The sequence below is a fragment of the Marinomonas sp. SBI8L genome, assembly GCF_001624705.1.
GTDB lineage: Bacteria > Pseudomonadota > Gammaproteobacteria > Pseudomonadales > Marinomonadaceae > Marinomonas.
The window spans coordinates 1-24,186 of sequence record NZ_JSEO01000024.1; the positions used below are offsets into that span (position 1 = coordinate 1).

Annotated in this window: 27 protein-coding genes and 1 pseudogene; 20 read left to right on the plus strand and 8 right to left on the minus strand. The window is 40.8% G+C overall.

Annotated features, from left to right (window positions below; all coding sequences use genetic code 11):
• From OA91_RS24880 to OA91_RS23395, 5 genes and pseudogenes are all read left to right on the plus strand, one after another.
• A pseudogene (locus OA91_RS24880) lies at window positions 1–126 on the plus strand (IS30 family transposase); the annotation flags it as partial.
• 602 nt (window positions 127–728) lie between these two features.
• Window positions 729–1,256, plus strand: coding sequence for an Hcp family type VI secretion system effector (locus tag OA91_RS23380; protein ID WP_046019440.1), 528 nt, complete (start codon window positions 729–731; stop codon window positions 1,254–1,256).
• Window positions 1,257–1,569: 313 nt separating this feature from the next.
• On the plus strand, window positions 1,570–1,980 hold the full coding sequence (locus tag OA91_RS23385; protein WP_063337871.1) for a CBS domain-containing protein: 411 nt from the start codon (window positions 1,570–1,572) through the stop codon (window positions 1,978–1,980).
• A gap of 60 nt (window positions 1,981–2,040) precedes the next feature.
• On the plus strand, window positions 2,041–2,772 hold the full coding sequence (locus OA91_RS23390; RefSeq protein WP_063337870.1) for a PAS domain-containing protein: 732 nt from the start codon (window positions 2,041–2,043) through the stop codon (window positions 2,770–2,772).
• 53 nt (window positions 2,773–2,825) lie between these two features.
• The gene (locus tag OA91_RS23395; protein ID WP_063337869.1) at window positions 2,826–3,578 is read left to right on the plus strand and encodes an SDR family oxidoreductase; all 753 of its coding nucleotides are present in this window, start codon (window positions 2,826–2,828) and stop codon (window positions 3,576–3,578) included.
• A gap of 13 nt (window positions 3,579–3,591) precedes the next feature.
• Here OA91_RS23395 and OA91_RS23400 read toward each other — a convergent pair whose 3' ends face one another.
• Together OA91_RS23400 and OA91_RS23405 are read right to left on the minus strand one after the other, a co-directional pair.
• Window positions 3,592–4,725 (minus strand): glycerate kinase, encoded by a 1,134-nt coding sequence (locus OA91_RS23400; protein WP_063337868.1) that lies wholly within the window; start codon window positions 4,723–4,725, stop codon window positions 3,592–3,594.
• A gap of 43 nt (window positions 4,726–4,768) precedes the next feature.
• The gene (locus tag OA91_RS23405; RefSeq protein ID WP_063337867.1) at window positions 4,769–5,677 is read right to left on the minus strand and encodes a LysR substrate-binding domain-containing protein; all 909 of its coding nucleotides are present in this window, start codon (window positions 5,675–5,677) and stop codon (window positions 4,769–4,771) included.
• Window positions 5,678–5,785: 108 nt separating this feature from the next.
• Between OA91_RS23405 and OA91_RS23410 the strand changes: the two genes are divergently transcribed.
• The 4 genes from OA91_RS23410 (at window position 5,786) to OA91_RS23425 (ending at window position 8,725) form a co-directional block, all read left to right on the plus strand.
• Window positions 5,786–6,229 carry a DoxX family protein gene (locus OA91_RS23410; RefSeq protein ID WP_046019434.1) on the plus strand — a complete coding sequence of 148 codons (444 nt, stop codon included), beginning with the start codon at window positions 5,786–5,788 and terminating at the stop codon, window positions 6,227–6,229.
• A 23-nt stretch (window positions 6,230–6,252) separates the two neighbouring features.
• Window positions 6,253–7,014: a pirin family protein gene (locus OA91_RS23415; protein WP_063337866.1), complete on the plus strand. Its 762-nt coding sequence runs from the start codon at window positions 6,253–6,255 to the stop codon at window positions 7,012–7,014.
• Window positions 7,015–7,070: 56 nt separating this feature from the next.
• Window positions 7,071–7,676, plus strand: coding sequence for a malonic semialdehyde reductase (locus OA91_RS23420; RefSeq protein ID WP_063337865.1), 606 nt, complete (start codon window positions 7,071–7,073; stop codon window positions 7,674–7,676).
• Between the two features lie 65 nt (window positions 7,677–7,741).
• Window positions 7,742–8,725 carry a glutathione S-transferase family protein gene (locus tag OA91_RS23425; protein ID WP_063337864.1) on the plus strand — a complete coding sequence of 328 codons (984 nt, stop codon included), beginning with the start codon at window positions 7,742–7,744 and terminating at the stop codon, window positions 8,723–8,725.
• Here the strand turns inward: OA91_RS23425 and OA91_RS23430 are convergent.
• The gene (locus OA91_RS23430) at window positions 8,722–9,666 is read right to left on the minus strand and encodes a helix-turn-helix domain-containing protein (protein ID WP_063337863.1); all 945 of its coding nucleotides are present in this window, start codon (window positions 9,664–9,666) and stop codon (window positions 8,722–8,724) included. The two genes, OA91_RS23425 and OA91_RS23430, sit on opposite strands and share 4 nt — an antisense overlap.
• Before the next feature lie 142 nt (window positions 9,667–9,808).
• Here OA91_RS23430 and OA91_RS23435 point away from each other — a divergent pair, with 142 nt between their 5' ends.
• The 8 genes from OA91_RS23435 to OA91_RS23470 all read left to right on the plus strand — a co-directional run bounded on the left by OA91_RS23435 (window position 9,809) and on the right by OA91_RS23470 (window position 16,605).
• On the plus strand, window positions 9,809–10,114 hold the full coding sequence (locus tag OA91_RS23435) for an NIPSNAP family protein (protein WP_063337862.1): 306 nt from the start codon (window positions 9,809–9,811) through the stop codon (window positions 10,112–10,114).
• A 171-nt stretch (window positions 10,115–10,285) separates the two neighbouring features.
• Entirely contained in the window at window positions 10,286–10,603 is a 318-nt protein-coding gene (locus OA91_RS23440) for a YciI family protein (protein ID WP_046019428.1), read from the plus strand.
• A 131-nt stretch (window positions 10,604–10,734) separates the two neighbouring features.
• Window positions 10,735–11,154, plus strand: coding sequence for a GNAT family N-acetyltransferase (locus OA91_RS23445; protein WP_063337861.1), 420 nt, complete (start codon window positions 10,735–10,737; stop codon window positions 11,152–11,154).
• Window positions 11,155–11,233: 79 nt separating this feature from the next.
• Window positions 11,234–12,397, plus strand: coding sequence for a beta-aspartyl-peptidase (gene iadA / locus OA91_RS23450; protein ID WP_063337860.1), 1,164 nt, complete (start codon window positions 11,234–11,236; stop codon window positions 12,395–12,397).
• Between the two features lie 182 nt (window positions 12,398–12,579).
• Window positions 12,580–12,936, plus strand: a complete 357-nt coding sequence (locus tag OA91_RS23455) for a hypothetical protein (RefSeq protein ID WP_063337859.1) — start codon at window positions 12,580–12,582, stop codon at window positions 12,934–12,936.
• Between the two features lie 193 nt (window positions 12,937–13,129).
• Window positions 13,130–14,302 (plus strand): GGDEF domain-containing protein, encoded by a 1,173-nt coding sequence (locus tag OA91_RS23460; protein ID WP_063337858.1) that lies wholly within the window; start codon window positions 13,130–13,132, stop codon window positions 14,300–14,302.
• Between the two features lie 112 nt (window positions 14,303–14,414).
• Window positions 14,415–15,032, plus strand: coding sequence for a TetR/AcrR family transcriptional regulator (locus OA91_RS23465; RefSeq protein WP_063337857.1), 618 nt, complete (start codon window positions 14,415–14,417; stop codon window positions 15,030–15,032).
• Window positions 15,033–15,351: 319 nt separating this feature from the next.
• A complete protein-coding gene (locus OA91_RS23470; protein WP_063337856.1) occupies window positions 15,352–16,605 on the plus strand; it encodes an NADH:flavin oxidoreductase/NADH oxidase family protein in 1,254 nt (417 codons plus the stop codon).
• Between the two features lie 129 nt (window positions 16,606–16,734).
• Here OA91_RS23470 and OA91_RS23475 read toward each other — a convergent pair whose 3' ends face one another.
• Complete coding sequence (locus tag OA91_RS23475; RefSeq protein WP_082828102.1) at window positions 16,735–17,589, minus strand: transporter substrate-binding domain-containing protein; 855 nt, start codon at window positions 17,587–17,589, stop codon at window positions 16,735–16,737.
• Between the two features lie 354 nt (window positions 17,590–17,943).
• Between OA91_RS23475 and OA91_RS23485 the strand changes: the two genes are divergently transcribed.
• From OA91_RS23485 to OA91_RS23495, 3 genes are all read left to right on the plus strand, one after another.
• Window positions 17,944–18,831, plus strand: a complete 888-nt coding sequence (locus OA91_RS23485) for a cation diffusion facilitator family transporter (protein WP_063337854.1) — start codon at window positions 17,944–17,946, stop codon at window positions 18,829–18,831.
• Window positions 18,832–19,139: 308 nt separating this feature from the next.
• Complete coding sequence (locus OA91_RS23490; protein WP_063337853.1) at window positions 19,140–19,916, plus strand: CmcJ/NvfI family oxidoreductase; 777 nt, start codon at window positions 19,140–19,142, stop codon at window positions 19,914–19,916.
• A gap of 113 nt (window positions 19,917–20,029) precedes the next feature.
• Window positions 20,030–20,275 (plus strand): YdcH family protein, encoded by a 246-nt coding sequence (locus OA91_RS23495; RefSeq protein WP_046019414.1) that lies wholly within the window; start codon window positions 20,030–20,032, stop codon window positions 20,273–20,275.
• 88 nt (window positions 20,276–20,363) lie between these two features.
• Here the strand turns inward: OA91_RS23495 and OA91_RS23500 are convergent, their stop codons facing one another.
• From OA91_RS23500 to OA91_RS23515, 4 genes are all read right to left on the minus strand, one after another.
• Window positions 20,364–20,762: a nuclear transport factor 2 family protein gene (locus OA91_RS23500; RefSeq protein ID WP_046019413.1), complete on the minus strand. Its 399-nt coding sequence runs from the start codon at window positions 20,760–20,762 to the stop codon at window positions 20,364–20,366.
• A gap of 57 nt (window positions 20,763–20,819) precedes the next feature.
• On the minus strand, window positions 20,820–21,680 hold the full coding sequence (locus tag OA91_RS23505; protein WP_063337852.1) for a crotonase/enoyl-CoA hydratase family protein: 861 nt from the start codon (window positions 21,678–21,680) through the stop codon (window positions 20,820–20,822).
• 212 nt (window positions 21,681–21,892) lie between these two features.
• The gene (locus OA91_RS23510; RefSeq protein ID WP_063337851.1) at window positions 21,893–23,497 is read right to left on the minus strand and encodes a GMC family oxidoreductase; all 1,605 of its coding nucleotides are present in this window, start codon (window positions 23,495–23,497) and stop codon (window positions 21,893–21,895) included.
• A 24-nt stretch (window positions 23,498–23,521) separates the two neighbouring features.
• On the minus strand, window positions 23,522–24,145 hold the full coding sequence (locus OA91_RS23515; protein WP_063337850.1) for a hypothetical protein: 624 nt from the start codon (window positions 24,143–24,145) through the stop codon (window positions 23,522–23,524).
• Between the last annotated feature and the right edge of the window lie 41 nt (window positions 24,146–24,186).

Sequence of the window (24,186 nt, forward strand, 5' to 3'; positions counted from 1 at the left end):
CTCACAGAGCAGGACATTACAGTCACGCAAATGCTAATCAATTTTAGGCCGAGAAAATCGCTAAATTATCTCACACCAATTGAAGTATTATTAAATAAGCGTGTGTCACTTATTGTTGAGATCTAGGAAGTACTTGATAAAGGAGAAAAAACTAGTTTATTTTAAAGTGCTTTTGCTTTTAATGTAGCAAAGAGGCTTCAGTAGATAAGTTTTTAATCTTAGAAAAATGCGATTATAAGGGGTGATAACCTTGTCCTTTAAATAAAGGGTCAAGTAATTTTGTTAGATTTATTTTTAAATTCACTACTTTTTCCGAAATATGTTTTCTACGGTTTTTAAATAAGCAGATTCCTCCATTTTTAACTGCACTTTTAGCCTGAATGTGAATAAAAAATGTAGATCTTCATAATTTTATGTTTCTATATAAATTGTTATTTATCAATGCTTTAGGTTGGTTTTTGATTTTATCTTCTTAGTTTATGTAATTATGTATTAGCAGAATATGAAGAAGTCGTGGATGTTAAATTCATTTCATTTACTCAGCTAGTTTCCCGTCGTACTATTTTTATCAACAAGACGAGTTAATTTTAAAAACCTCTTAGTTAGGTTTTAAATAAAAGCTTCAGTTTTATGAAGTTTGTTTAACAAAAGAATTTAATTTTTCTTGGAATTAACTTTTAGGTTTTTAAAATTTATTGATATTTAATTGAAATATAAGGAATTAAATTATGGCTACTATATATATGCGTATTGATGGTGTTGATGCAATTAATGGTGCAGCAACAATTGGTGAAGTAGGTGGTAAAAAAGGTTTCTTCGCAATCGATTCTCTTTCTTGGGGTGCTGTTCGTGGTGTAACTGTTGATGTTGGTAACGCAAACAATGCAGATCAAGGTATGGTCGGTTTAGGTGAACTTAGCATTTCTCGCGGTTCTGATGGTGCAAGCCCATTACTAACCACTTTCTTGTTCTCACCAGGTGCTGAAGGTAAAACATGTGAAATCATGATTACCAAACCATCTCGTGAAGGTAATGGTGCTGATCCATACCTAGTTATCACGGTAGAGAAATCACGTATTGCTAGCTATAACGTTGGCTGTGGCGACGGCTCTTTACCAAGCGAATCATTCGCTTTGGCTTATGCAACTATGAGCCTAGTTTACTACTACGAAGATGATGCTGGTAAAATCCAAAAAGGTGACACCATTAAATATGATGTTCCTACAGCTACTTTGGCATCTAAAGCTAGCCTATAAAAGCGTCTCTTTTAAAAAAGAAATGAAAAAAGGTCTGATTTTATCAGGCCTTTTTTATTGGGATTTAAAATGTTATTTCGCATGTTTTTGTAAATATTGATGGTGTAAAATTTAATAATTTTGATTTTCATTTAACCTGAATTTAAGTGATTTTGCTTCCATATATGTTGGATTTTATATTGTGAATCAAGGTTTAAGCCGTTATCTATTTTATTCTGAGTATTAAACTGGATTTTTTATGAACTTACTTTTAATTTTAAAGTAGCCGGAAGTTTTGTGTTTCATTAGTCAATGTATAGGGAGCTTGCTAATTATGAAGGTTTCTAAATTAATGAGTGAAGACTTGGTTACGGTATTGATGGATGATGAGCTTGATATGATAAAAGCGATTTTTGATACAAAGAAGTTCCATCATTTATTGGTTGTGGATGAGAAATGTAGCAAGTTATACGGTGTGCTATCAGATAGGGACTTACTTAAGGCGTTAAACCCGAAAGTCTTTGGTAAGGTGGCTACCCATGATGACCTAGCTTGCTTAAATATTAAAGTGCATCAAATCATGACGCGAAAGCCCATTGTTCTCAATGAGGATGATGTATTAGCTAAAGCCATCGCGTTATTTAATGAATTCAATCTATCCTGTTTACCCGTTGTAAATCATGAGGGAAGACCCGTCGGCATACTGAGTTGGCGCGATATCATCAAGGCAATGGCTGCTGCCTAAGGACTGTTATGCAACCAAGCTCGAAGGTGTAATAAATACTTGAGGATAGTGGAGGCATCAGTGTCAAAACAAAAAATACAGTCCTTGAATGATGAAATCAGTGAGTTAAAGCAAGAGATTACTAATCTTAAGTGCTTAGCAACTAAGCTTTCAGAGGCAGCAAGTCACTCTCAAGACAAAGAAACCAGCTGGATCTACGCAATGGAAGGTAATATGGATGGCGTATGGGATTGGAATGCCGTGACAAACCAAGTCTACTTTTCGCCAAGGTGGAAAGAGATGCTAGGCTTTGTTGATGATGAGATTAGTAATGAACTTGCTGAATGGGATAAGAGGTTGCACCCAGAAGATAGGGAGGCGGTTTACAAGGATTTAAATGATCATTTACAAGGTAAAACCCCTTTTTATCACAATGAACATAGGCTTTTATGTAAGGATGGCTCGTACCTTTGGATTCTTGATAGGGGGAAGATATTCAGTTGGACAGAAGAAGGGAAGCCATTAAGAGTGGTAGGTGCTCACACGGATATACATGTAAGAAAAGAGGCCGAATTAGAAAACCAACGTTTAGTGTTGGAGCTAAGTGAGGCATTGGATAAGGTCAACTTACTCAGTGGTTTTCTACCTATCTGCGCATCCTGTAAAAATATTCGGGATGATAAAGGCTATTGGAATAAAATAGAGAGCTATATTAGCAAGCATTCAGAAGCTGAATTTAGCCATGCTATTTGTCCTGCCTGCACCAAAAAGCTTTATCCTGGGCTTGACCTTAAAAATGAAAAAGATGACTAAAAACGCTTTCTTAAGTTACTCTAAACACCCCGTAACTTGAGATAAGGAAGTGTATGCAAAGTTCAAAAGTAGTTGTCATCACAGGATCTGGCCGTGGTATAGGGGCAACAACAGCAGAGTTATTTGCTGAGCATGGTTATGCCATCTGCCTAAACTATAAATCTCAAGCTGCGCCAGCCAATGAATTAGCTGAGAAACTCCGTTCTCAAGGTGCAAAATGCATTGTGGTTCAAGCCGATGTTGCCCAAGAAGAAGATGTAGTGCGTCTGTTTGAGCAAGTAGATAAAGAGCTGGGTCCAGTTTCTGTCTTAGTGAACAATGCAGGTATCTTAAAGCAGCAAATGCGTTTAGAAGACATGACGGCTGAGCGTATTAATACCATCCTAATTAATAATGTAACCAGTGCTTTTTTGTGTGCCAGAGAGGCAGTTAAGCGTATGTCATTTAAATATGATGGCCAAGGAGGCTGCATTATTAATGTGTCTTCAGGGGCTGCAAAAACAGGTTCACCTAATGAATATGTCGATTATGCAGCCTCAAAAGCCGCGATGGATGCCATGACAAGAGGCTTGTCCCTTGAGGTTGCAACTCAGGGTATTAGGGTGAATGGTGTGAGACCCGGTCTTATTTATACGGATATGCATGCCGATGGTGGCGAGCCAGGTAGGGTAGATCGTTTGAAAGAGAAAATCCCTATGCAAAGGGGCGGCGAGCCAATTGAAATTGCCGAAGCTATTTATTGGCTCGCATCCGACAAAGCATCCTTTGCAACAGGCACTAACATCGACCTAATGGGCGGTTTATAGCTCTAGGTTATTGTTAACCTAGGCTTAGCTTTAATGTCGCGGCGATATTTGAGGCAAGATGAACTAGATTCTTCTCTGCCTCAACTAATGCTTGCTCTAATGGCATAGAAGCGCGAGTCGAATCAAAAATCGCATCGAAGTAATCTTCTAATCCGCTTGTATCTGCGCCCAAAGAGCCTGAAATACCAATTACCTTGATGCCTTTTTCTTTCGCTGCTTTGGCAACACCAAAAGGGGCTTTACCGTGAAGCGTTTGATAATCCATCTGGCCTTCACCGGTAATAACAAGATCAGCGCCTTCAAGGTGCTGCTCAAAATTAGCTGTCCTTAAAACGATATCGATACCCGCTTCGAGTTTAGGTCGAGCAAAAAGTGAGATACCAAGCGCCGTGCCGCCAGCAGCACCGTAACCAGAGGTTGTAGCGTGGTCCTCTTTGGTTAGGTCTGCTATCTGTTTAGCAAAATGCGCTAAGGCAGCATCGAGCGTTTTTACCTCAGCTTGTGTGGCACCTTTTTGTGGTCCAAAAACAGCGCTTGCCCCTTTTGGGCCACATAATGGATTATCCACATCACAAGCTAGAAGCCATTCTATTTGGCTTGCTCTTGGGTGAAGATTATCAATATTGATCTTATCTAATTGGGATAATGCCGCGCCGCCTTTTTCTATCTCATTACCGGCTTTGTCTAATAGTTGAATGCCAAGGGCTTGTGCAATACCTGCGCCTGCATCATTGGTCGCACTGCCACCAAGGCAGAGTATAATTTGCGTAACACCAAGATCTAATGCTTGCTTGATGATTTGCCCTGTTCCATAGCTGGATGCCGCTAAAACCTGCCTCTTTTCAGGCGCAACTAGCGCTAAACCAGACGCTTCAGCAAGCTCAATTACCGCAACGTCCCCTTGATTGATTAATCCCCATTTTGCTTTAGTTAAATCTCCTAAAGGGCCTTCAACCAGACTTGTTTTTATCTCTCCTTGGTTGCTAGAAACCAAAGCGGCCAAGGTGCCTTCGCCACCATCTGCAATCGGGACGTGATGATAATCTGCCTCTGCAAAATGTTGTCTAAAACCTTGTTCAATCGCCTTAGCCACTTGTTCAGCACTGAGGGATTCTTTAAACGAATCTGGAGCAATTAAAATTTTCATAGGAGAATATCTGTTTATCTTATTTAGTTGAAATAGCCATTTTTTAATAATTAAGAAAGCGAGTGAGTTGCATTTCTTTGAGTTTTTCGACAAACCAAGCTAATGCTTTTCCATGATTATCTTTACGCCAAGCAATGCATAGTTGGTGTTGTCTTGCCTCTGCATTTTCTAATCTGGGGCTAATTAATTCACCACTTTGTAAGTAGTCTTGGATTCGATGCAAAGGCAAATAACCAACACCCAATCCGAAGCGCTGAGCATCAATTTTTTTCTGCAAATCGGGTACTGTAATACGAGCTTGCCCGTCTAATAAACCTGCCGATCTTGGCGGTAAGTATCTTGAGCTATCCATAGCGACAATGGAAGGATACTGCTTGATCTTGTCAGAGGTAAGAGGCTCGGGCTCAAGACTTAAAGGATGATCTTTAGCAATGGCAAAAATGAACTCAGCCAAACCTAATGGATGGGTGTCAAAATCATTAGTGTAGGGTTCGTCAGAAGCGCCAATGATAAGGTCGGTTTCACCCGCGCTTAAAGAATCCCAAGTGCCACCAAAGTTCTCTTGAGTGAGGCGAATGTCTATCCAAGGGTAACTTTGTTGGAATAGGTTAATTAGATCGTAAATCGCCTGATAATGCAGAATGCTGTCCATGCATATTCTCAGCTCTAACTCCCAACCACTTGCCGCTTGTTTTGCCATATGAGTTAACTCATCACTGGCTTTTAAAATAGCGCGGCCTTGTTGCAAGATGAGCTGACCCACCTGAGTAAATTCAGCCTTACGCTTAGAGCGGTCAAATAAGGCAACGCCCAAGTCTTCCTCAAGTTTGTTGATGGTATAGGAAATAGCAGAGGGAACACGAAATAATTCATCTGCTGCTGCAGCGAAACTTTGCTTTCTATCTATCGCATCAAGTACACGTAACGCATCTAAGGTTAGCAGATTCTGCATTACTTCAATCCTTTTGAACTAAAGGTTCAATATATATCGTTATTTTTTAATTAATACAGGAAATATAATCTCTCCATCGATCAAAAACAATGAAGTTTGGAGAATGTTATGTCTTATTTAGAAATGATTACCCGTTCAAATAATAGCTTTGCCGCTTTCGCTTTACGTCTACCTGTCGGTTTAACTTTCATGGCTCATGGTGCCCAAAAACTGTTTGCTTGGTTTGGTGGTTATGGCTTAGAAGGCACAGGACAATGGATGGCATCCATTGGTTTAGAGCCAGGTTATTTTATGGCGTTAATGGCAGGTAGTGCAGAGTTCTTTGGTGGTCTAGCCCTTGTATTTGGCTTTTTAGTTAGGCCTGCTGCTGCCATGCTTGCTGTCACCATGCTAGTTGCAATTTTCAGCGTACATTTTGTCAATGGACTCTTTATGAGTAACAACGGCTATGAGTTTGCATTAGCGTTATTAGCTGTTTCAGTTTCATTGGTTGTAAGTGGCGCAGGGAATCTGTCACTGGATAAGCTGATTGCAAAAAAGCAATTCAACTAAACCCTTTAAGTAAGGAGCGCAGCATGGAAAGGATAGAAAAACGAGATGCATCAAAACTACATTACTTAGCCAGTAGTCCGATGCATCCAGCGAATACTTATTTCCATTTCTCATTCGCGAATTATTACGATCCAAAGCGCATGGGGTTTGGTGCACTTAGAGTGTTCAATGACGATGACATTAGCCCAAAAAATGGTTTTGGGCGCCATCCTCATAGGGACATGCAAATTATTAGCTATGTGGTGCGAGGCCAGCTTACCCATTGGGACAGTGTTACCAATACGCAAGAAACTATAGGCCGAGGCCATGTGCAGGCAATTTCAGCTGGCACAGGTTTATGGCACTCAGAAATGAATATTCATGATGAATGGTGTCGTTTTCTACAAATCTGGATTTTACCTGAGCAAGCAGGTGGTCCAGTACGCTATGAGCATAAAGCGTTCATCCCAGAAGATAGGGCTAATAAGCTAGTTCATATAGTAGGCAACCCAAGTAACAAGGCAGACGTGCCTCTATATGTGAATAGCAATGTAAACCTTTATGCCAGTGAAGTGCTTGATGATAAGAGTCAGGTTGAATTTCAGCTTAAAGCTGGTCGACAAGCTTATATCAATTGTATTGAAGGAGATCTTAACGTCACCTTAACAGCAGAAGGCCAAGTAGAAGCAAGGGCTGAAGTCTTAAGTGAAAAAGACACGCTAGAAATAAGAGATGCGCAGTCTTTGGTGTTTTCATCGAGCAAAGGCTATGGGCACTTCATCATTATTGAGATGCCAGCAGGTTAAGCTAGCGAAAAGGTCACCGAATAAGCCTAAGTCGACTAATTTTAGAGGAGTAGACAATGCAAGTAGCACAAGAGAGTCAAGTATCAGCGCAAACACTAGAACAGGTCTTTAGCTCTGCCAGAAGTTTTAACCGTTTTCAAGATATCCAAGTAAGTGATGAGCAAATCAAACAGCTTTATGACCTGCTTAAATGGGCCCCAACTTCAATGAACTGCCAATCAAGTCATTTTGTTTTTATTAAAGGCCAAGAGGCGAAGCAAAGATTGCAAAGCTCATTGATGCCGGGCAATCAAGAGAAAAGTTTAGCCGCGCCAGTAACGGTTATTGTCGCAAGCGATATGCAATTTTATCAGCATATGCCAACGCAATTTCCAGCAGTACCGGGTGCTAAGCAAATGTTCGAAGAAAATGCAGCGCTACGTGATAGCACCGCTTTTCGTAATAGCTCATTACAAGGTGCTTACCTGATAATGGCTGCGCGTATGTTAGGGCTAGATTGTGGTCCAATGAGTGGGTTTGATAATGCAGCTTTAGATGCTGAGTTCTTCCCAGAAGGGCGTTATCAATCAAACTTTTTAATTAACTTGGGTTATGGTGAAAAAGACGGCGCACACCCAAGAGGCCCAAGATTGGCCTTTGAGGAACTGGCTCAGATCCTTTAATTCAGAAGGTATCAACTAAATCCAATATAAGACGTTTACCCAAAGCAGGTGAAGGGGAGAGTAAGATGGAAAAGATTCAATCAAATTGGAAAACCAGTATTAAAGCTGGTGAATACAAACGCAAAGATTCGCAGTTCAGACATTGGATAACCGCCGATGGCAGTGCGGGTATGTCAGGAGATGCTGGCTTTCAAGCAGAAGCGAATAGATACCATCTTTTTGTTTCCCTTGCTTGCCCTTGGGCACACAGAGCGCTTTTGTTTCGCAAACTAAAAGGGTTGGAAGAGTTAATCAGTGTCAGCGTGGTTCACCCTGATATGCATAGCCAAGGTTGGAGTTTTGAACATGATGAGAATTCAGCCAAGCTTTATGGCACAACAGGTGATACCTTAGCAGACAGTACTTACCTCTCTGAAAAGTACTTTGCCAACCAAACGGATTACCAAGGTAATATCACAGTACCTTTGCTTTGGGATAAACAGCAAAACCGTATTGTTAATAATGAGTCATCTGAAATAATTCGCATGTTTAATCAAGCGTTTAATGGCATCACAGGTAATGACTTAGACTTTTATCCGAGTGATTTACAAGCGCAAATTGATGAGATCAATGAACTGGTTTATCACAAAATTAATAATGGCGTGTATAAATCAGGCTTTGCTACGACACAAGGTGCCTACGAGAAGAATGTCACAGGTTTGTTTGATGCACTCAAGGTTATCGAAGGCATACTTTCTAAGCAAAGATACCTAGTAGGAGATCAACTCACCGAAGCAGATTGGCGTCTATGGACCACTTTAGTTCGCTTTGATGCGGTTTATCATACTCACTTTAAGTGCAACCTAAAGCAACTGAATGAGTTCCCTAATATTTACCAATACATGCTCGAACTCTATCAAATGCCGGGTGTTGCCGAGACAGTTAATATGGCGCATATCAAGCGTCATTATTACGCTAGTCATTTGGCCATTAACCCTTATGGCATAGTGCCTGTCGGGCATGAGCAAGATTGGACTATCCCTCACTATCGTGATGCGCAATTTGACTAGTTTGTTTTTCTCAAGGCAAATTGACGACGATATTGACTAGGAGAAATAGTCAAATACTGACGAAAACAATGGCGCAGGGTCATAGGATTATTAAAGCCAGATTGAATGGCGACTTGCTCCATATTAAGTTTGTCTTCCTCTAGCAGACGTTTAGCAAGGTTTAAACGCTGTTGAGTCAGCCAAGTTTTAGCACTCACCCCCATACTGGCTCTAAAGTGTCGATCAAAGCTACGTCGTGACATTGCCGCTTGTTGCGCTAAAGAGTCCACATTAATCTGTGTATCGAGATGAGCTTTCGCCCAGTCTAGCGTTTTCGCGAATAATACCTGATGAGAAAGTATAGGTGTTTCCACAAACTGAGCCTGTCCACCATCCCTATGGGGAGAGACGACCAAACGTCTTGCTACTTGGTTAGCGATAGTATGACCAAAATCTTCACGTATAACGGCAAGGCTAAAGTCTATGGCGGCAGCACTGCCCGCTGAGCAGCCAATATTGTCTTTATAAACATACAAAACATCCTCAACAAAAGTGACATCAGGGTAGAGTGTTTTAAAGGTATCTGCATAGGCCCAATGGGTTGTTGCTTCGCGGTCAGTTAAAAGCCCACATTCAGCCACAAAAAAAGCGCCAGTACAAAAAGATAAGATGCGGCCCCCCTTGTGATAAAAAGACTGCACCCTGTCTATTACATCCTTATCGAGAGTTTGTTCTGGATACCAACTTGGGATAACAAGCGTATCAAACTCATCTAAAGACCGAATCAGCCTGATATCCATACTGACTCCCGCCACAGTGTTTACTTTTTGATGCTCAAAGCTGATTACTTCGCCCTGATACCAGTTTGGAACCTCAGGTCTTGCTAACGCAAAGAACTCAGTGGCACAACCAAGCTCAAATAAAGACGCGTTTTGTTTGCAGAGAATAGCAACCTTGTTCATGGGTTTCCTTCTATGGGTTGTAGGCAAAAGGCTTATGAAATAATTGGCTTATTTTTATCGATAAATGACTTATAAGCCAATTTTTTATTTGGCTTTCATTACTTAAGATGGCTTTTAAATAAACAAGCGAAGGAGAAATATCATGGTGACTTGTGTCATTCATTATCGAGTCGATGCGGACAAATTAGCGGAATTTGAGCAGTATGCAAAATTATGGATAAGTCTGGTAAACAAGTTCGGTGGTCAGCACCAAGGTTACTTTTTACCTTCAGAAGGCGATAACGACCTAGCGATTGCCATGTTTACCTTTGCGAGTTTGGCTAAATATGAAGAGTATAGAAATGCTTCTTTTGCAGATGAAGACTGCCAAGCAGCGTTTGAATATGCAAAACAAACCAAGTGTATAAAATCCTATAAGCGACGCTTTTTTAGACCTGTATTTTCATAGGGCAGTGATATACCTTGTAACGCTTTTTTAACCTATCGTTTTAGTTTCTGTCTTTCAGATAAGAGTTTCAGGCAAAAGAATTTGTTAAATGAGTCAGGTAAGAGTTTCAGGTAAAAAATAATTTTTATATTAGAGTTAAACCATAAAGCTTATTTTTATCCTGAGGTTAACATGACACATTATTTAATTACCTATGTGGGCACACCTAGAGAAATGGGTCGAGATGAAGGACGACAACATATGGTGAAATACAGAGATTGGCTAGATAACCTAGGTGACGCGGTTGTGTCAGCGGCCAATCCTGTAAGAAACACCAAGACCATAGATAGTGAAGGCAAGGTTAGTGAAGGCAGTGCAAGTCATATGTCTGGTTACACTATTATCCAAGCCGAGTCAGATGAGGCGGCTTTAGCTATTGCTCAAGCTTGCCCTTATTTAGAAGTAGGAGGGCAATTAGAAGTGTCAGAATTGGTGCAGCTATCTAGCTAATAATATGAGTTAAATAAGATTTTTAAAACAGTGCTTTTTTAGTGGGTTTAGCCTAAAGACATTTGCGTTATAAGTGTTATGATGAAATGAATATTTATCAGGCTTTGCTAATTTAAGGAGTTGTTTTATATATGGAAATTAAAGAATATGATGCGAAGTACCAAGCCCAGTTAGAGCATATATATTTAACCGCACGACAAGATACTTTTCAGTGGATGGATACCAGTCACTACAAACTTTCAGATTTTATTGAAGACACAAAAGGCGAAAAAATTTGGTTAGCAGAAGACAGTTCGGGTGTCTTAGGCTTCATTGCTGTTTGGTCTCAAGATCAGTTTATTCATCATCTTTATGTCGATAAAAGAGCCCAACGAAAAGGTGTTGGAAAAGCTTTAATTGATACTGTTAGTCAGTTTTATCAGCAAGCAATTAGGCTTAAATGCCTTTGCAATAATCAAAATGCCATCCAGTTTTATCAGTCTCAAGGTTTTAAAGAATTAAGCAAAGGCGTGGATAAGGAAGGGGATTACCTTTTTCTTCAAAGGGGTTAATGTCTACATAAGGTTAACGTCTACATAGGGTTAATCAGAGCGATGCTTAAAAGAATAATAAAGGGAAATTCCACCTACTATGTCCATTACTATCATCAAAAATGCCGACCTATATGCCCCAGAGTCTTTGGGCTTGAATCATCTCCTCATTTGTCATGACAAGATAACCAGCATCAGTAAAGAGGTAATTGAATTACCTAACACCATCGAACATCAAGTGGTTGACCTAGCTGGCGCAAAGTTAGTGCCAGGCTTTATAGATGCCCATGCGCATATAACAGGAGGTGGAGGAGAAGCAGGCTTCGCGACTCAAGTACCCGTATTGCCCATTAGCGAGTTTACCTCAGCCGGTGTGACGACGGTTGTAGGCTTATTGGGCACAGATGATACAACTCGAAGCATGGAAAATATGATTAGCCGAGTGTATGGCTTAAGAGAAGAGGGCATGAGCGCCTATTGTTGGTCCGGCGGCTATCATTATCCTCCTAAAAGTTTAATGGAAACTGCCAAGCAAGATATGGTGTTTCTAGAACCCGTGATCGGTATTGGTGAATTTGCGATAAGTGATCACAGATCGAGCCAGCCCACCTATCAAGAAGTGATCCGTCTAGCGAGTGAGGCCCATGTAGCAGGTTTGATGACAGGTAAAGCAGGCATAGTGCATTTTCATCTAGGCGATGGGGAGCGAAAACTGGCGCTTCTGGAACGTGCCATTAAAGAAACAGAAATCCCTGCTAGAGTATTCAATGCCACCCATGTTAACCGCAATAAGGCCTTATTTGATAATGCGTGCGAGATAATCAAACTAGGGGCCTATATCGATATTACCGCTTTTCCAGAGTCTTTTAATAAGCAGGGTTATCATGTTTATCAAGCGATTAATCTTGCTGTCGAACGTAGTTTGCCTCTAAACCAAATTACCATAAGTTCAGATGGCGGAGGCTGCTTACCTCAATTCGATGCATGCGGTAAATTGCAACACATGGAGTTTGGTAGAGCGCAAACCTTGCCCGATACCTTGTACTCTCTTGTGCAAGCAGGCCACTCCTTAAGCTTGGCCCTAAGCTTTATCACAAGCAATGTTGCCGACCTGTTAAAGTTTTCACACAAAGGCAAGATAGCCAAAAATATGGATGCCGATTTAGTGGTACTAGATGCTAACTATCAAGTAACAGATGTCATGGCGCTGGGTAAATGGCATAAGCGTGATGGCGAAATGTGTATTAAGGGAACCTTTGCATAAAAGCTGCGGATGTTAAGGTTAAATTAAGGCTTTTAAACGGCAAAAATAAAAGAATATAGATAAAGCTAAAAAATGGTTTAGATACACTGAAAATTCATTGATAATATTTCACATTGTGAATAAATTATAAAAATAGTGATTAGAACCACTAAAAACTGGAATCAGAACAACAGGGATGAGATATGTTATTAGGCGAACTGCCATTTGGAACTTTTGAAGAAGTTGAACCTAAGGTTATGGAGATTACGATCAATCAAGGGGTTCAAGTCAGCGAAAAAAACATAGAAGAAATTGAACAAGGTTTGTTAGAAAAGTATCAAGATAAATACGCTCTTTTAATTAATCGTAAAAATGCTTACTCTCATGGACATGAGTCCTTAGCAAGAATTGGCGAACTTAAGAATGTCAGTGCCATAGCAATTCTTGTTTATAGCGAGCCCTCTCTAATGGCTGCAAAAATACACCTAGTTTACTCAAATAATGTTCAAATATTTACCAATAGAAATGCGGCAATAAACTGGTTAAGAAACTGCCAATAAGTTAGTTTTAAACGAAATTTTATCTATACTGGATTGAATAAGAGAGGCGAGTCGAGAATAAGACTTCCCAAAACAGGGAGTGTAAGCAGTTTAAGTTAGGTATGGCTTTAACTGCTGGGTATCCTTAGGTTTATACATAATCTATTTAATATCAGCCTTAATACTCTTCTTTAGATAATAGGGTTAATTAAAAATGGGCGACCTGATAGACATACGTACCTTGCTGATGAATAGCAGTTTTCTCAGTTTGTTCTTTGCTATAGGCTTATTTCTGTTTTCCCGCTTTTACCCCACCTTTAATGGCATTAAGTTAATCGCTGGCGCTCTGCTAATAAACTTCTTCTCTCTAAGTTTAAATGGTGCCCAACAACATGTGCCTGACTTCATTTCAATCGTCTTAGCGAACAGCGCTATATATGTGAGTTTCTATCTCGTTTTATTAGGTTTCTCTCGTTATCTTTCTGTGCCCATTCCCAAGAGTAGCTGGCTAAGCTTAGTGGGCTTCTGTGCGATGGTTGCAGGCATGATGCACTTTACCTTCAACCAATATGATGTGAATGCACGTATTATGATAATGAGCAGCACGAGTGCGATACAGCTTGTATTAATCAGCTTGCTTTTATTAAAAGGTAATGACGAGTTCGGCAAAGCCAGCATGCGAGTTCTTTCATCAATCTGTTTACTCTCAGCGGCCTATTTCAGCTTACGAGTCTTTATTGTGAGTCAATCCGTGCAGTTAGACTTCTTTATGAATGCAGGCTTGTTGCACTCTATGGTGCTTATCGTTTATCAAGTCTTAGTCGTCAGTTTTAGTTTTTCGATTGTATGGATGACGACGACAAATCTAGAGCTCAAATTAAGACTCCAAGCATCGTTAGACCCATTAACACAGGTTTATAACCGTCGAGCATTAGATGAAATTGTGGCGGACAGCGATGTGGACTCTAAACTCAACCAAGTACCATTGTCAGCAATCATGCTTGATATTGATTACTTCAAAAAACTAAACGATGGTCATGGGCATAAGGCTGGCGATACGGTATTGCAAAAGCTCGCCATGATACTCACCAAAAATACCCGAGAGAACGACTCAGTCGCGCGCTACGGTGGCGAGGAGTTTATTATTTTACTGCCAAATACTAGCCGGGAGCAGGCAGAGCGAATGGCAGAAAACCTCAGAGTTCAGCTATCGGATGAACACTTTAGTTTGGATAACGGTTCAGATGAAGCCTTACATATTAGCGCCAGCTTTGGCGTCGCAACCCGTGAGAGTGAAGTCGAAAACTGGGAGAATGTATTCAAAAGAGTAGATGTTGCTTTATACAAAGCAAAACGAGCTGGTCGTAACAAAGTAGAAAGTGCTTAGTACGAATTTTCACCTTTTATAAACATACATGTCGCTCAGCATAAATGTGTACAAAAAAAGAAAAACTTCATTGCCACTTTAATTAAAAGACGATCGGTCATATACTCTCCAAATGGCAAGACCAAGACGAAGTGAATCAACCAGAGAAGCATTAATAGAAGCAGGGATCACCCACCTTTCTGCTAATGGCTATCATGGAACCGGAATAAAGCAGATCCTTGATGAGGTGAAAGTACCTAAAGGATCTTTTTACAATTTTTTTGCTAGCAAAGAAGCTTTTGTAGCCGAGTTAATTAAGGCATACACCCAAGATTTAATAAGGCAATTTAGTCAGTTTTTTGAGCATGAAGGGGCGCAAATGGATGCCCTAGCTAAACTAAAAACAATTGTTAACTTAAGTCTTATTAAGTATGAAAAAGTTGAATTTAAGCATAGCTGCTTAATCGCGACCATATCGGCTGACATTGATGAAGGGAATGACCTTTGCAAACAAGCTTTAAATCTTTCGGTAGAAGAATGCTTAAGAATCTTCACCAAGTTGCTTGAAATAGCACAAACTGAGGGAACTATTCGAAAGGATATCGAGGCAGCAAAAATGGCCAAGCTTTATTGGTCAACTTGGCAAGGAGTATTACTGAGGATGCGAGTCTCTCGGGATAAGCAAGAAGCCCAAGAAAGCATGTTTCTATTGCTAGGGAGTCTGCGAACAAGTCCTCCCGACTCAGCGTGAGGATAAAAGCCTCTAGATTTATGGCGAGGGGCATAACTTAATAGTTATTCTATTGATAAGGTGCTCAACGTAAAGGTAGGGCTTTTAGACCACGCCCTTCGGTCTTTGTGAAAAAGTAACACCCTGTGTTGTCCCTTCTCGAAAGGTGCCTACATTAGGTTAAAGTGACGCCTTGCTTAATCCTTTTTCTTAAAAGACTGAGAAGAGGTGACTTAATCGCAGGCTCCCTAAAGACTTATTAATAAAATAAATAAAAGCCCGTGGGGCTTTTTATTTACACAGTTAAAAGACGACCGGTCTAATAATATTGGAGAAGTAAATGCAAAACACACAAACGAAAGAGCAAGGGCTAAATGGACTTGGCGACAGCTTCACCTTAGCAGGCGGTCAGACAATCAAAAATCGTTTTTTCAAGTCTGCCATGAGTGAGCAGCTGGGTGATAAAGAACACAATCCTATTCCAGGGCTGGCTATGCTTTACAGCCGCTGGGCGCAAGGGGGCATTGGCTTATCTATGACAGGCAATATCATGATAGATAGAAATGCCCTAGGTGAACCTAAAAATGTCGTATTGGATGAAAAATCAGATCTTGTTCAGTTCAAAGCTTGGGCGAAAGCTGGCCAAGAAAACGGCTCTCATCTTTGGGTTCAACTTAATCACCCAGGTAAGCAGATCCCAAAATTTATTTGTGAAGAACCCGTCGCCCCTTCAGCCATTGCCTTAGAAGGGGGGTTAGAAAAAGGCTTTAACAAACCCCGCGAACTAAGCGAAATTGAAATAGAAGGCATTATCAAAAAATTTGCGACCAGTGCTGAACTGGCTAAAAATGCAGGTTTTAGTGGTGTGCAAATTCACGGTGCACACGGTTATCTTGTAAGCCAGTTTTTATCCCCAAGACACAATCAAAGACAAGACCAGTGGGGCGGCAGTATTGAAAACCGCATGCGTTTTGTCTTGGCGGTTTACCACGCAATAAGACGCAAAGTGGGCAATAACTTCCCAATTGGTATCAAGCTTAATTCCGCCGACTTCATGAAAGGCGGCTTTACAGAAGAAGATTCAATGCAAGTGGTGAAAAGCTTAGCTCAAGCTGGCATTGATCTAATCGAGGTGTCTGGTGGCACTTATGAAAGTCCTTCAATGATGGGACACAAAGCCAAAGAATCGACCCTAAAACGTGAAGCTTATTTCTTAGATTATATTGAGAAGGTGCGTGAGCTGGTGGATACACCGCTTGTGCTAACGGGTGGTTTTCGCTCTGCTCAAGGTATGCAAGCTGCATTAGATACAGGTGCGACAGACTTTATCGGTATTGCCCGAACGACAGCGGTAGATCCAGATTTTCCTAACAAGCTGTTAGTCGATGTTAACCATAAGCAAGAGCTTAAAGTACTGACAACGGGGGTGAGGTCTCTCGATAAAATGGCCATGTTAGATATCACTTGGTACGAACAGCAACTCGCTAGAATGGCGAAGGGTAAAGCACCAAAGCCTAATTTGAGTGAGGTGAGAACCTTTATCAAGGTGTTTATGGGGGCAGGTTTTTACGCTTTTAAGAAGAGACGAGCTTAAAAAGAGACAGGCTTAGTTGTTTTAACAGAATACAAGAGTTTCAAGCCTTTTGAACATAGTAGGCTTAGGGCGTCTTTTTATGAAGACGCTTTTTTTTGTCTGCTATTTTTACTTACTTTCCTTTATCTACTATTTGTAAAGGTCGTGCATCTTAATTGTGAACCCACTGGCTTTTAATCCATACAGCTTTTCTAATTCAATGAGATAACCACTAGCGTGCCAATCAATCACTATGTCTTTAAGATAGGTTTTAAACTCATTTTCACCGAGTTTGACCACAAGGCCCCAAGGTGTGCCTTTAATAGAATTGAGCGGCATTTCAAACCGTTTTTGCCAACGAACATCATGTAGTTGATGCTTAATAAAAGAGTCATCGTATACAAATGCGAGACACTGACCTTTACGTAACGCTAATAAGGCCTCATCCGTTTTATCGAAAGGAATGATAATCGCACCATAATCCATCTTGGTGGTGTGATTATAAAAAGCCCCACGAATACCACATACCTTTTTTCTATGTAGTTGTTCCCAATAGTGTAATTTAGCATTCTTCCAGGCTAAAACATTGGTACCTGAGGAGTAATAGGCGGGCTCCACAAAGCTCACAACTCTGTGTCTTTCAAAATGATTACTGACAGTCGCAATTAATAAATCGGCCTGATCTTGGATCAAATACCGCATTCTATTGCTACTTTTTACAGGGACAAGTTTAAGCTCAACCCCAAGCCTTTGGGCGACATCTTTCGCTAAATCGACTTCAATGCCAGTTAAAGTACCATCCTCTAGTTTAAAACCATAAGGCTGGTAATCCGCTTTGACACCGATAGTGATATAGCCTTTTTCTTTAATGTTCTCTAAGGCTTGAGCATGGATGAGTTGAGATGAAAAGGACAATAAAATTAAGGCGCTGACAAGTGAAGTATGCCAAGCAAATTGGATAAAGGCTTTATAAATACACGCGCAGAAACAAGACAAAGCATTCATCTGTTTGTCCCCTTAATTCAATATTTAACGATGAGAAAACTTACTCATCCAAATGCAACAATATCGAGACCTATCTCTCAGCATGAGGCATAGCAGAAAGGTTAATCGTCACTTATTAAAGTTAGTAACTCGATCACTCTTGTCAAATTTAAGGGCATTTTTGAGATAAGAATTCTTTATATGGCAAGGGATAAAATGCATATTTATGTTTCTATTTTTCAGAAAATGAACTTTGTGTGGAGATGGTGTGTTTTGGCCTTCGAAAAGTGGCATTGTATTAATCCCGTGCCTTATGATTAGGTTTTGATAAAACGCATTCTTCGACATTTCTTTTTTATTCAATAGGTAGGTTTCATGGGTCATGACCACAATCACGATCAAGGTACAAATAGCCAGCTAGTGATGGCTGTTGCAGTGAATGTGCTACTCACCATAGCCCAAGTAATAGGTGGTGTTTTATCAGGAAGCTTATCTCTCATTGCCGACGCGCTACATAATTTAAGTGATGCTGGTGCCATTTTAGTTGCCTTGATTGCACGCAGCATAGGTAACCGTTCGGCCACATCCAGCATGACATACGGCTATAAAAGGGCCGAGATTATTGGTGTGCTGATCAATAGTACCAGTTTGATCCTAGTGGGCATTTACCTCATATTCGAAGCCATAGACAGCTACTTTAACCCAACGCCAATTAATGGTTGGATTGTATTTTGGGTGGCAGGTATCGCCTTGGTTATCGACATTATCACCGCCTTTCTAACCTACAGTGCTGGCGCGAAAGACAATATGAATATCAAGGTGGCATTTATTCATAATGTGTCAGATGCACTTGCCTCAATTGTGGTCATTATTGCTGCCATACTTATTATCAATTACGAACTTTATATTTTTGATGTTATTGCCACTATCGGTATTTCAGCTTATGTCATTTTCCATGGCATTCTTTTACTGAGAAAGAGCGTACTAATTATCATGCAAGCTGTACCAGATAATATCGATCTTACTGAGTTAAAACTCACCATCAACACCATAGAGGGCGTGGCGAATATCGAGCATGTTCATGTATGGCAACTAGACGATAAAAAAGTCTTTTTGGAAGGTCACCTTGTTTTAGATGAAGGCAATGCTGAACAGATTAAACAACGTGTACGTAATGTTCTTGAAAGCCAATTTAGTATTGGTCATAGCACCTTAGAAACCAGCTACGATATTAAGCGTGCTATCTTGGATGATCCAATTTAGCCTTTTGTTAAATCGCTTTTCTCTAGGCTAGATGCAAACCGAATAAGCCTCTTTTCTTCTTGTATTGATTCTTCTATCAAGCATCAACTTAGCCTGTTAATGCCTAATTAATGGCAGAACAGACTCGTTTCCCAAAAACGTATCTTTCTAATGGTTTGTTTGAAAAATAAACTATTTTCATCTCTATTATCAAAAATATCTTAATTATTTTTCTTGAAAAAGGCTAATTATCATCAAATTTTAAAAAGTTATACTGCTTGTCATTGAAGTCGAATAGACACTCAGCACAGAGAATTCAGGAGAAGAAGATGCAAGCAACGGCAATGGTTAACTATCATGTTACCAGTGATAAACAACAAGCTTTTCACATTGATGCTAATGGCGAAAAAGGCAAAATAGTCTCTCCTGAACTCGCGCCAACTCAAGTTAAAGTAAAGGATGTTCGAGACGGAAACATTCAACTTAATTTCTGGGAAGACAGCCTGCTTTATGTGCAAAGTCCTTCCGTAATAAAAGACTTTACTCAATCACAAGATTGGCGAGAAACCTACAACGCTGAGTTAAGTCGGCTACTGGTAGAACAGCTTGGCGCCAAAGAAGTCATTATTTTCGACCATACAATTCGTATCGATGATCCAAACTCAGATCGTAAACCAGCGCGTAATGTGCATAGTGATTACAGTGCGTGTGGTGCGATGAAAAGGCTTGAAGACATTCTAGGGGCAGAAGAAGCGAAAAAATGGCAAGACCAGCATTTTGCTTTTGTTAACTTATGGCGTCATATTCAAGCGCCTATTGTCAGCGCACCACTGGGTTTTATCAGACCAAAAAGTGTCAGTGAGAAAGATTGGCTATTGTTACAGCTTATCTATCCAGATCGTATCGGGCAGATCATGGGGCTAACGGTAAATGACGCCCACGAATGGATTTATCTATCTAATATGACACCAGACGACATAGCGATATTTAATATTTTCGACAGCAAAGCCTTACCATCAATCGGTCATAGTGCTTTGGATGTTATGGGGCAAAATAATCAGGCTTTTCGTCGAAGTATCGAAAGTCGAACCTTAGTACGTTATTAAAGCAACTAAATTCAGACCTAAATGGGCAGGCTTTGAAGCGAGTTTGATAAAACCCACTATGATAAGAACCTAAGGTCATTCATTTTATTTAAACAAAAAGAGCGGGAGTTTTTATGTTAGGCGAAAACCATTTACTTACAACAGACTTTCCTGAATTCACAGATACGATCAAAACTTTGTGTGAGCAGGACAGTCAATTTCAACAAGAGAACAGCCGTTACACCTTGTTAGATAAAGAAATACGTGAGCTTGAGCTAAGCAATACACCGATTAGCGATGACGAAATGCACAAACTAAAGCATGATAGAAGCACACTTAAAGATGCCCTCTATGCACGCCTTAAAAAGGTGCCTGCTTAATTAAATCAGAGCATGTTTGCACCGCGTAAAAAGCAAAAAGAAGAGCCACTGCTCTTCTTTTTGTTTAAGCTTTTTAAAGATAGAAAATTTACGGTTTAGGAATAAAGCCTGCATCCTGTAAGTGCTTAGTCATTTTATCGAACATAAGCTGTAGGCCATTCATAGGGCGCAGCATAACTTCAAAGTGAACGATCTGACCTTGTTCATTCCAACGGATCAAATCTATGCCTTTAATCTTCTTATCATCAACGCGAGCACTAAATTCAAGGGCAAGGTTTTGGTCATCTACCCATTGTCTTTGATATTCGAAATCTTCAAAGATATCCATCACCATTTTAAGAATGTATTGAGTAATATCTCGACCTTTTTTAGGCGCCCAAAGGGTAGGGGAATGGAACTCAACGTCTTCGGCTAATAGCTCTCTTAATAGAGCCATATCTTTGTTATATACAACCTGATGCCAACGTTCTAAATTTTCCTGACTCATGTTTTATCCTTTTTATTTTTATGGTTTAAAACGGGTGTAACCTTTATTTTGATAGCCTTATTCTAATGGGGCTTTTACTGGGCAAAGTTCGGCGAAATTTGTATCTCGTTTCTGGGTTTTGGCCATAAAGGCTTCCATCATGTCGGTTTCAGGTTGAAACATACCCGCCTGCCAAAGGGCCATTTGTTTAAGGCTTTCATCCACACTGTGATCACGGCTAAAGTTGATCATCTCTTTACAGCCAGTTACCGCAAGAGGAGAGCGTTGGGCAATTTCAGCGGCAATTTCTAATACGCCTGCCACCATGCTTTCTTGATCATCAAAAACACGGTTAACCAAGCCCGCTTCTTTGGCTTCATCACCATACATACGACGGCCGGTAAAGGCTAATTCTCGTACTAATCCTAATGACATTAGGCTAGGTAATCTTTGTAGGCTACCCACATCAGCTGTCATGCCAAGCTTGGTTTCTTCAATACTAAAGAAAGCGTCTTTGGTGCTATAACGACAATCTGCCGCCGCGGCTAAATCTAATGCACCACCTATACAGCCACCTTGTACCGCGACTAAAACAGGCATGCGAACTTCTTCTAAGACACTTAAACAAGCTTGAAGCTGTTGCACAGTACGGCGCAGGTTTTCGTGCTTACGGCCAAGTTCCATTTTTTTACGTTTAGCACCGGTGAAAACAGAAAGGTCCATACCCGCGCTAAAATGTTTACCAGTAGAGGAGATAACAACAACACGGGCTAATACTTCGTCATTTATCTTGTGCATTAACTCAGGTAGCTCACGCCAGAAATCAAGATTCATCGTGTTTAACTCATCAGGTCGAGTAAATTGCACATGGGCAACTTGGTTCTGAATCTCAACCTTCATTGTTTTATAAATAAGGGTGTTATCGTCTTGATCACTCATGGTAATTCCTTAAGGCAAATGGCTCGGGCCAGAAAAATGGATAACAAAAGCGCCAGAATCTAAGGCTCATTTTGTTTAGCTTGCTTTAAACTATAGATGTATTTTGACACTGTCAAGATTCAAAATACAAATGTGATTTACCAATAGTTATAAACAATGGTGATTTCTTTCGAGGGAAAAATTAGCCTTATTCGACACTATTTGGGATTGTTTTAGCCCTGCTTTAGGCTTTTTTTCGCCAAAGCCGTCGCATTTTTACAGGCCATACCATAAATCGATAATTGCGGGTTCGCGCCAATGCTGGTGGGGAATACAGAGCCATCAAATACATAAAGATTATCTAAATAATGGTATTTGCCTTGGCTATCTACTAGACATTGGTTTTTGTCTTCACCCATGGCAAGGCCACCCATAACATGGGCGCTACCCACAAGAGGTCGACAAGCAATATAAGGGAAGTTTTCGATCGCGGTTTTGCAATCAGACCAAGAGGTGTACCACTCACTATCAATATGAGCCAGCTTAACGGCCTTAGCGCCAGCGGCAAATTGTAGCTCTGCCATTTTAAAGTGAGCATCTTGAATGCCTTGCCAAAGATAATCATTGATAGGGTAATCAATAATCGGGCTGCCATCCTCGGCAAGTTCAATAGAACCACCAATACTGTCTTCGTTAAAACCATCACGCATCAAGGCGATCATGGCATTGAGGTGAGGCAGAGACTGCATGTCTTTCACATGTTCTGGCCCATGGCCTAACAACAGGGCCGAGGTTAAACTGGGGTGAAGTGGCGGCACTTCAAGCTTATAGCCTATTTTGCCTGTCACACTTTGCCATTGGTAATGGTCCGAATAAACTGATTGTGGCGCGCCATAATAAGGGGCGATTTCTTCATCAAATTTAGCAAACGAAAAGGCCACAGGGTGCAAAAAAGTACGTTTGCCAATCAGGCTTTCTGGGTCTGGCGCATCAGATCTCTGCATCAAAGCTGGGCTATTAATACCGCCTGCTGCCATCACAAACGTATCCGCTTTTATTTCAAGTTCGCCTACTTTTGTTTTGATTTTAACGCCAAGCACTTTCTGCTTTTTATCATCAAAAATTAGCTGCTCAGCAGGGGCGTTATAAATAAGTTGTGTATCTTTTTCTAACGCTGCAGGAATCGTGGTTACCAACATGGACTGCTTTGCATTCGTCGGACAACCTGTACCGCAATAACCAAGGTTCCAACAACCTAATACATTACGCGGAATCGTCTTCCAAGGGATGCCAAGCGCTTCTGCCCCTCGGCTTAATACCGCATTATTCTCATTAGGAGGAACAGGCCAAGGGCTGATGTTTAATCGTGTCTCCATTTTCTCAAACCAAGGTGCCATCTCGCTTTCAGAGCAGTTTTCCAGCTGGAATTCATCCTGCCAATATTGCAAGGTTTGTTTGGGCGTACGAAAACTAGAAGTCCAGTTAATCACAGTCGAACCACCGACACAGCGACCTTGTAAAATCGACATACTGCCATCTTTGTTCATACGGCCAGCGTGCTCTTGGTAGAGATTTTTATAGGCGCGGGTTTCGTCCATATCAAAGTCATTGGTGGTTTTAAGCGGGCCTGCTTCTAATATGATGACCTTCAACCCAGCGTGCGCCAATATCTCAGCACTGGTACCACCGCCAGCCCCCGAACCTATGATAACAACATCTGCTTTGAGTGTTTGGCTTTGGCTAATTTGGTTGCCATCTAAAGTGCGCCAGCCTTGATTAATACCCTTTAAAACTGGGTCTGGAATACCGCGAATTTCTGCAAAGTTACGTTCTGCCATAGTGCTAACCTAATCTAAAAAGGGCTATAAAGAATTGGAAACGGGAGTGGGGATTTTGACAGGAGGCCCAGGATAGCCTGTTTGAGCAAAGCTCTCTTTTCTGGCGTACCAACACAAATTAATCAGCTTACAAACTGAGAGATATCCCATACGTTTTAATTCAAAGCGGCTATCACGCCAACCAACCAAAAAGGACTGGATATCCTCATGGCTGGCTTCTGGCCAATTTGCCCAAGGTGCGCCCGCTACAAAGCGTATAGGTGCATAAGCCATCACATCAAAAAGCTGCTGCATCTGCTTTTGGTTAAAGGCACTAAAATGGAAAATCATCTTATCTAATGCCATCAGTAAGGCGTTATTCTCATCCTGATTGAGCGATGTCTTCGCTAGCACAACCGGGAAGAGGGCTGCTAAAAACTCAGCAGAACTGGGTGTTAAAAAACGGTATTCAAGCTTTTCAGTACTACTATTCTCACTTGCCACAGCCTTCACGGGAACAAGAGCAGGAGCAAGAGTAGATACAAGACCAGAAGCCAAGCTTAAGCTGATTGAAGAGGCGAGACTCAACTGCAAAAATCCACGACGGCTCGTGCTTAATCGCGTTTGAGGATTGTCATTATTTGCTTGTCTGTGCTCAGAATGAGGCATGAATTCACCTTTATTATTTTTGTGGTGAGGCACTGGCTATG

Excerpts from the sequence above, each read along its gene's own strand:
- OA91_RS23465 (WP_063337857.1), top strand. The coding sequence starts at position 14,415 with ATGGCAAGACCAAGACGAAGTGAATCAACCAGAGAAGCATTAATAGAA.
- OA91_RS23460 (WP_063337858.1), top strand. The coding sequence starts at position 13,130 with ATGGGCGACCTGATAGACATACGTACCTTGCTGATGAATAGCAGTTTT.
- OA91_RS23505 (WP_063337852.1), bottom strand. The coding sequence starts at position 21,680 with ATGAGTGATCAAGACGATAACACCCTTATTTATAAAACAATGAAGGTT.
- OA91_RS23385 (WP_063337871.1), top strand. The coding sequence starts at position 1,570 with ATGAAGGTTTCTAAATTAATGAGTGAAGACTTGGTTACGGTATTGATG.
- OA91_RS23445 (WP_063337861.1), top strand. The coding sequence starts at position 10,735 with ATGGAAATTAAAGAATATGATGCGAAGTACCAAGCCCAGTTAGAGCAT.
- OA91_RS23500 (WP_046019413.1), bottom strand. The coding sequence starts at position 20,762 with ATGAGTCAGGAAAATTTAGAACGTTGGCATCAGGTTGTATATAACAAA.
- OA91_RS23435 (WP_063337862.1), top strand. The coding sequence starts at position 9,809 with ATGGTGACTTGTGTCATTCATTATCGAGTCGATGCGGACAAATTAGCG.
- OA91_RS23405 (WP_063337867.1), bottom strand. The coding sequence starts at position 5,677 with ATGCAGAATCTGCTAACCTTAGATGCGTTACGTGTACTTGATGCGATA.
- OA91_RS23485 (WP_063337854.1), top strand. The coding sequence starts at position 17,944 with ATGGGTCATGACCACAATCACGATCAAGGTACAAATAGCCAGCTAGTG.
- OA91_RS23495 (WP_046019414.1), top strand. The coding sequence starts at position 20,030 with ATGTTAGGCGAAAACCATTTACTTACAACAGACTTTCCTGAATTCACA.
- OA91_RS23475 (WP_082828102.1), bottom strand. The coding sequence starts at position 17,589 with ATGAATGCTTTGTCTTGTTTCTGCGCGTGTATTTATAAAGCCTTTATC.
- OA91_RS23515 (WP_063337850.1), bottom strand. The coding sequence starts at position 24,145 with ATGCCTCATTCTGAGCACAGACAAGCAAATAATGACAATCCTCAAACG.
- OA91_RS23490 (WP_063337853.1), top strand. The coding sequence starts at position 19,140 with ATGCAAGCAACGGCAATGGTTAACTATCATGTTACCAGTGATAAACAA.
- OA91_RS23400 (WP_063337868.1), bottom strand. The coding sequence starts at position 4,725 with ATGAAAATTTTAATTGCTCCAGATTCGTTTAAAGAATCCCTCAGTGCT.
- OA91_RS23430 (WP_063337863.1), bottom strand. The coding sequence starts at position 9,666 with ATGAACAAGGTTGCTATTCTCTGCAAACAAAACGCGTCTTTATTTGAG.
- OA91_RS23380 (WP_046019440.1), top strand. The coding sequence starts at position 729 with ATGGCTACTATATATATGCGTATTGATGGTGTTGATGCAATTAATGGT.
- OA91_RS23425 (WP_063337864.1), top strand. The coding sequence starts at position 7,742 with ATGGAAAAGATTCAATCAAATTGGAAAACCAGTATTAAAGCTGGTGAA.
- OA91_RS23420 (WP_063337865.1), top strand. The coding sequence starts at position 7,071 with ATGCAAGTAGCACAAGAGAGTCAAGTATCAGCGCAAACACTAGAACAG.
- OA91_RS23455 (WP_063337859.1), top strand. The coding sequence starts at position 12,580 with ATGTTATTAGGCGAACTGCCATTTGGAACTTTTGAAGAAGTTGAACCT.
- iadA (WP_063337860.1), top strand. The coding sequence starts at position 11,234 with ATGTCCATTACTATCATCAAAAATGCCGACCTATATGCCCCAGAGTCT.
- OA91_RS23440 (WP_046019428.1), top strand. The coding sequence starts at position 10,286 with ATGACACATTATTTAATTACCTATGTGGGCACACCTAGAGAAATGGGT.
- OA91_RS23395 (WP_063337869.1), top strand. The coding sequence starts at position 2,826 with ATGCAAAGTTCAAAAGTAGTTGTCATCACAGGATCTGGCCGTGGTATA.
- OA91_RS23510 (WP_063337851.1), bottom strand. The coding sequence starts at position 23,497 with ATGGCAGAACGTAACTTTGCAGAAATTCGCGGTATTCCAGACCCAGTT.
- OA91_RS23410 (WP_046019434.1), top strand. The coding sequence starts at position 5,786 with ATGTCTTATTTAGAAATGATTACCCGTTCAAATAATAGCTTTGCCGCT.
- OA91_RS23470 (WP_063337856.1), top strand. The coding sequence starts at position 15,352 with ATGCAAAACACACAAACGAAAGAGCAAGGGCTAAATGGACTTGGCGAC.
- OA91_RS23415 (WP_063337866.1), top strand. The coding sequence starts at position 6,253 with ATGGAAAGGATAGAAAAACGAGATGCATCAAAACTACATTACTTAGCC.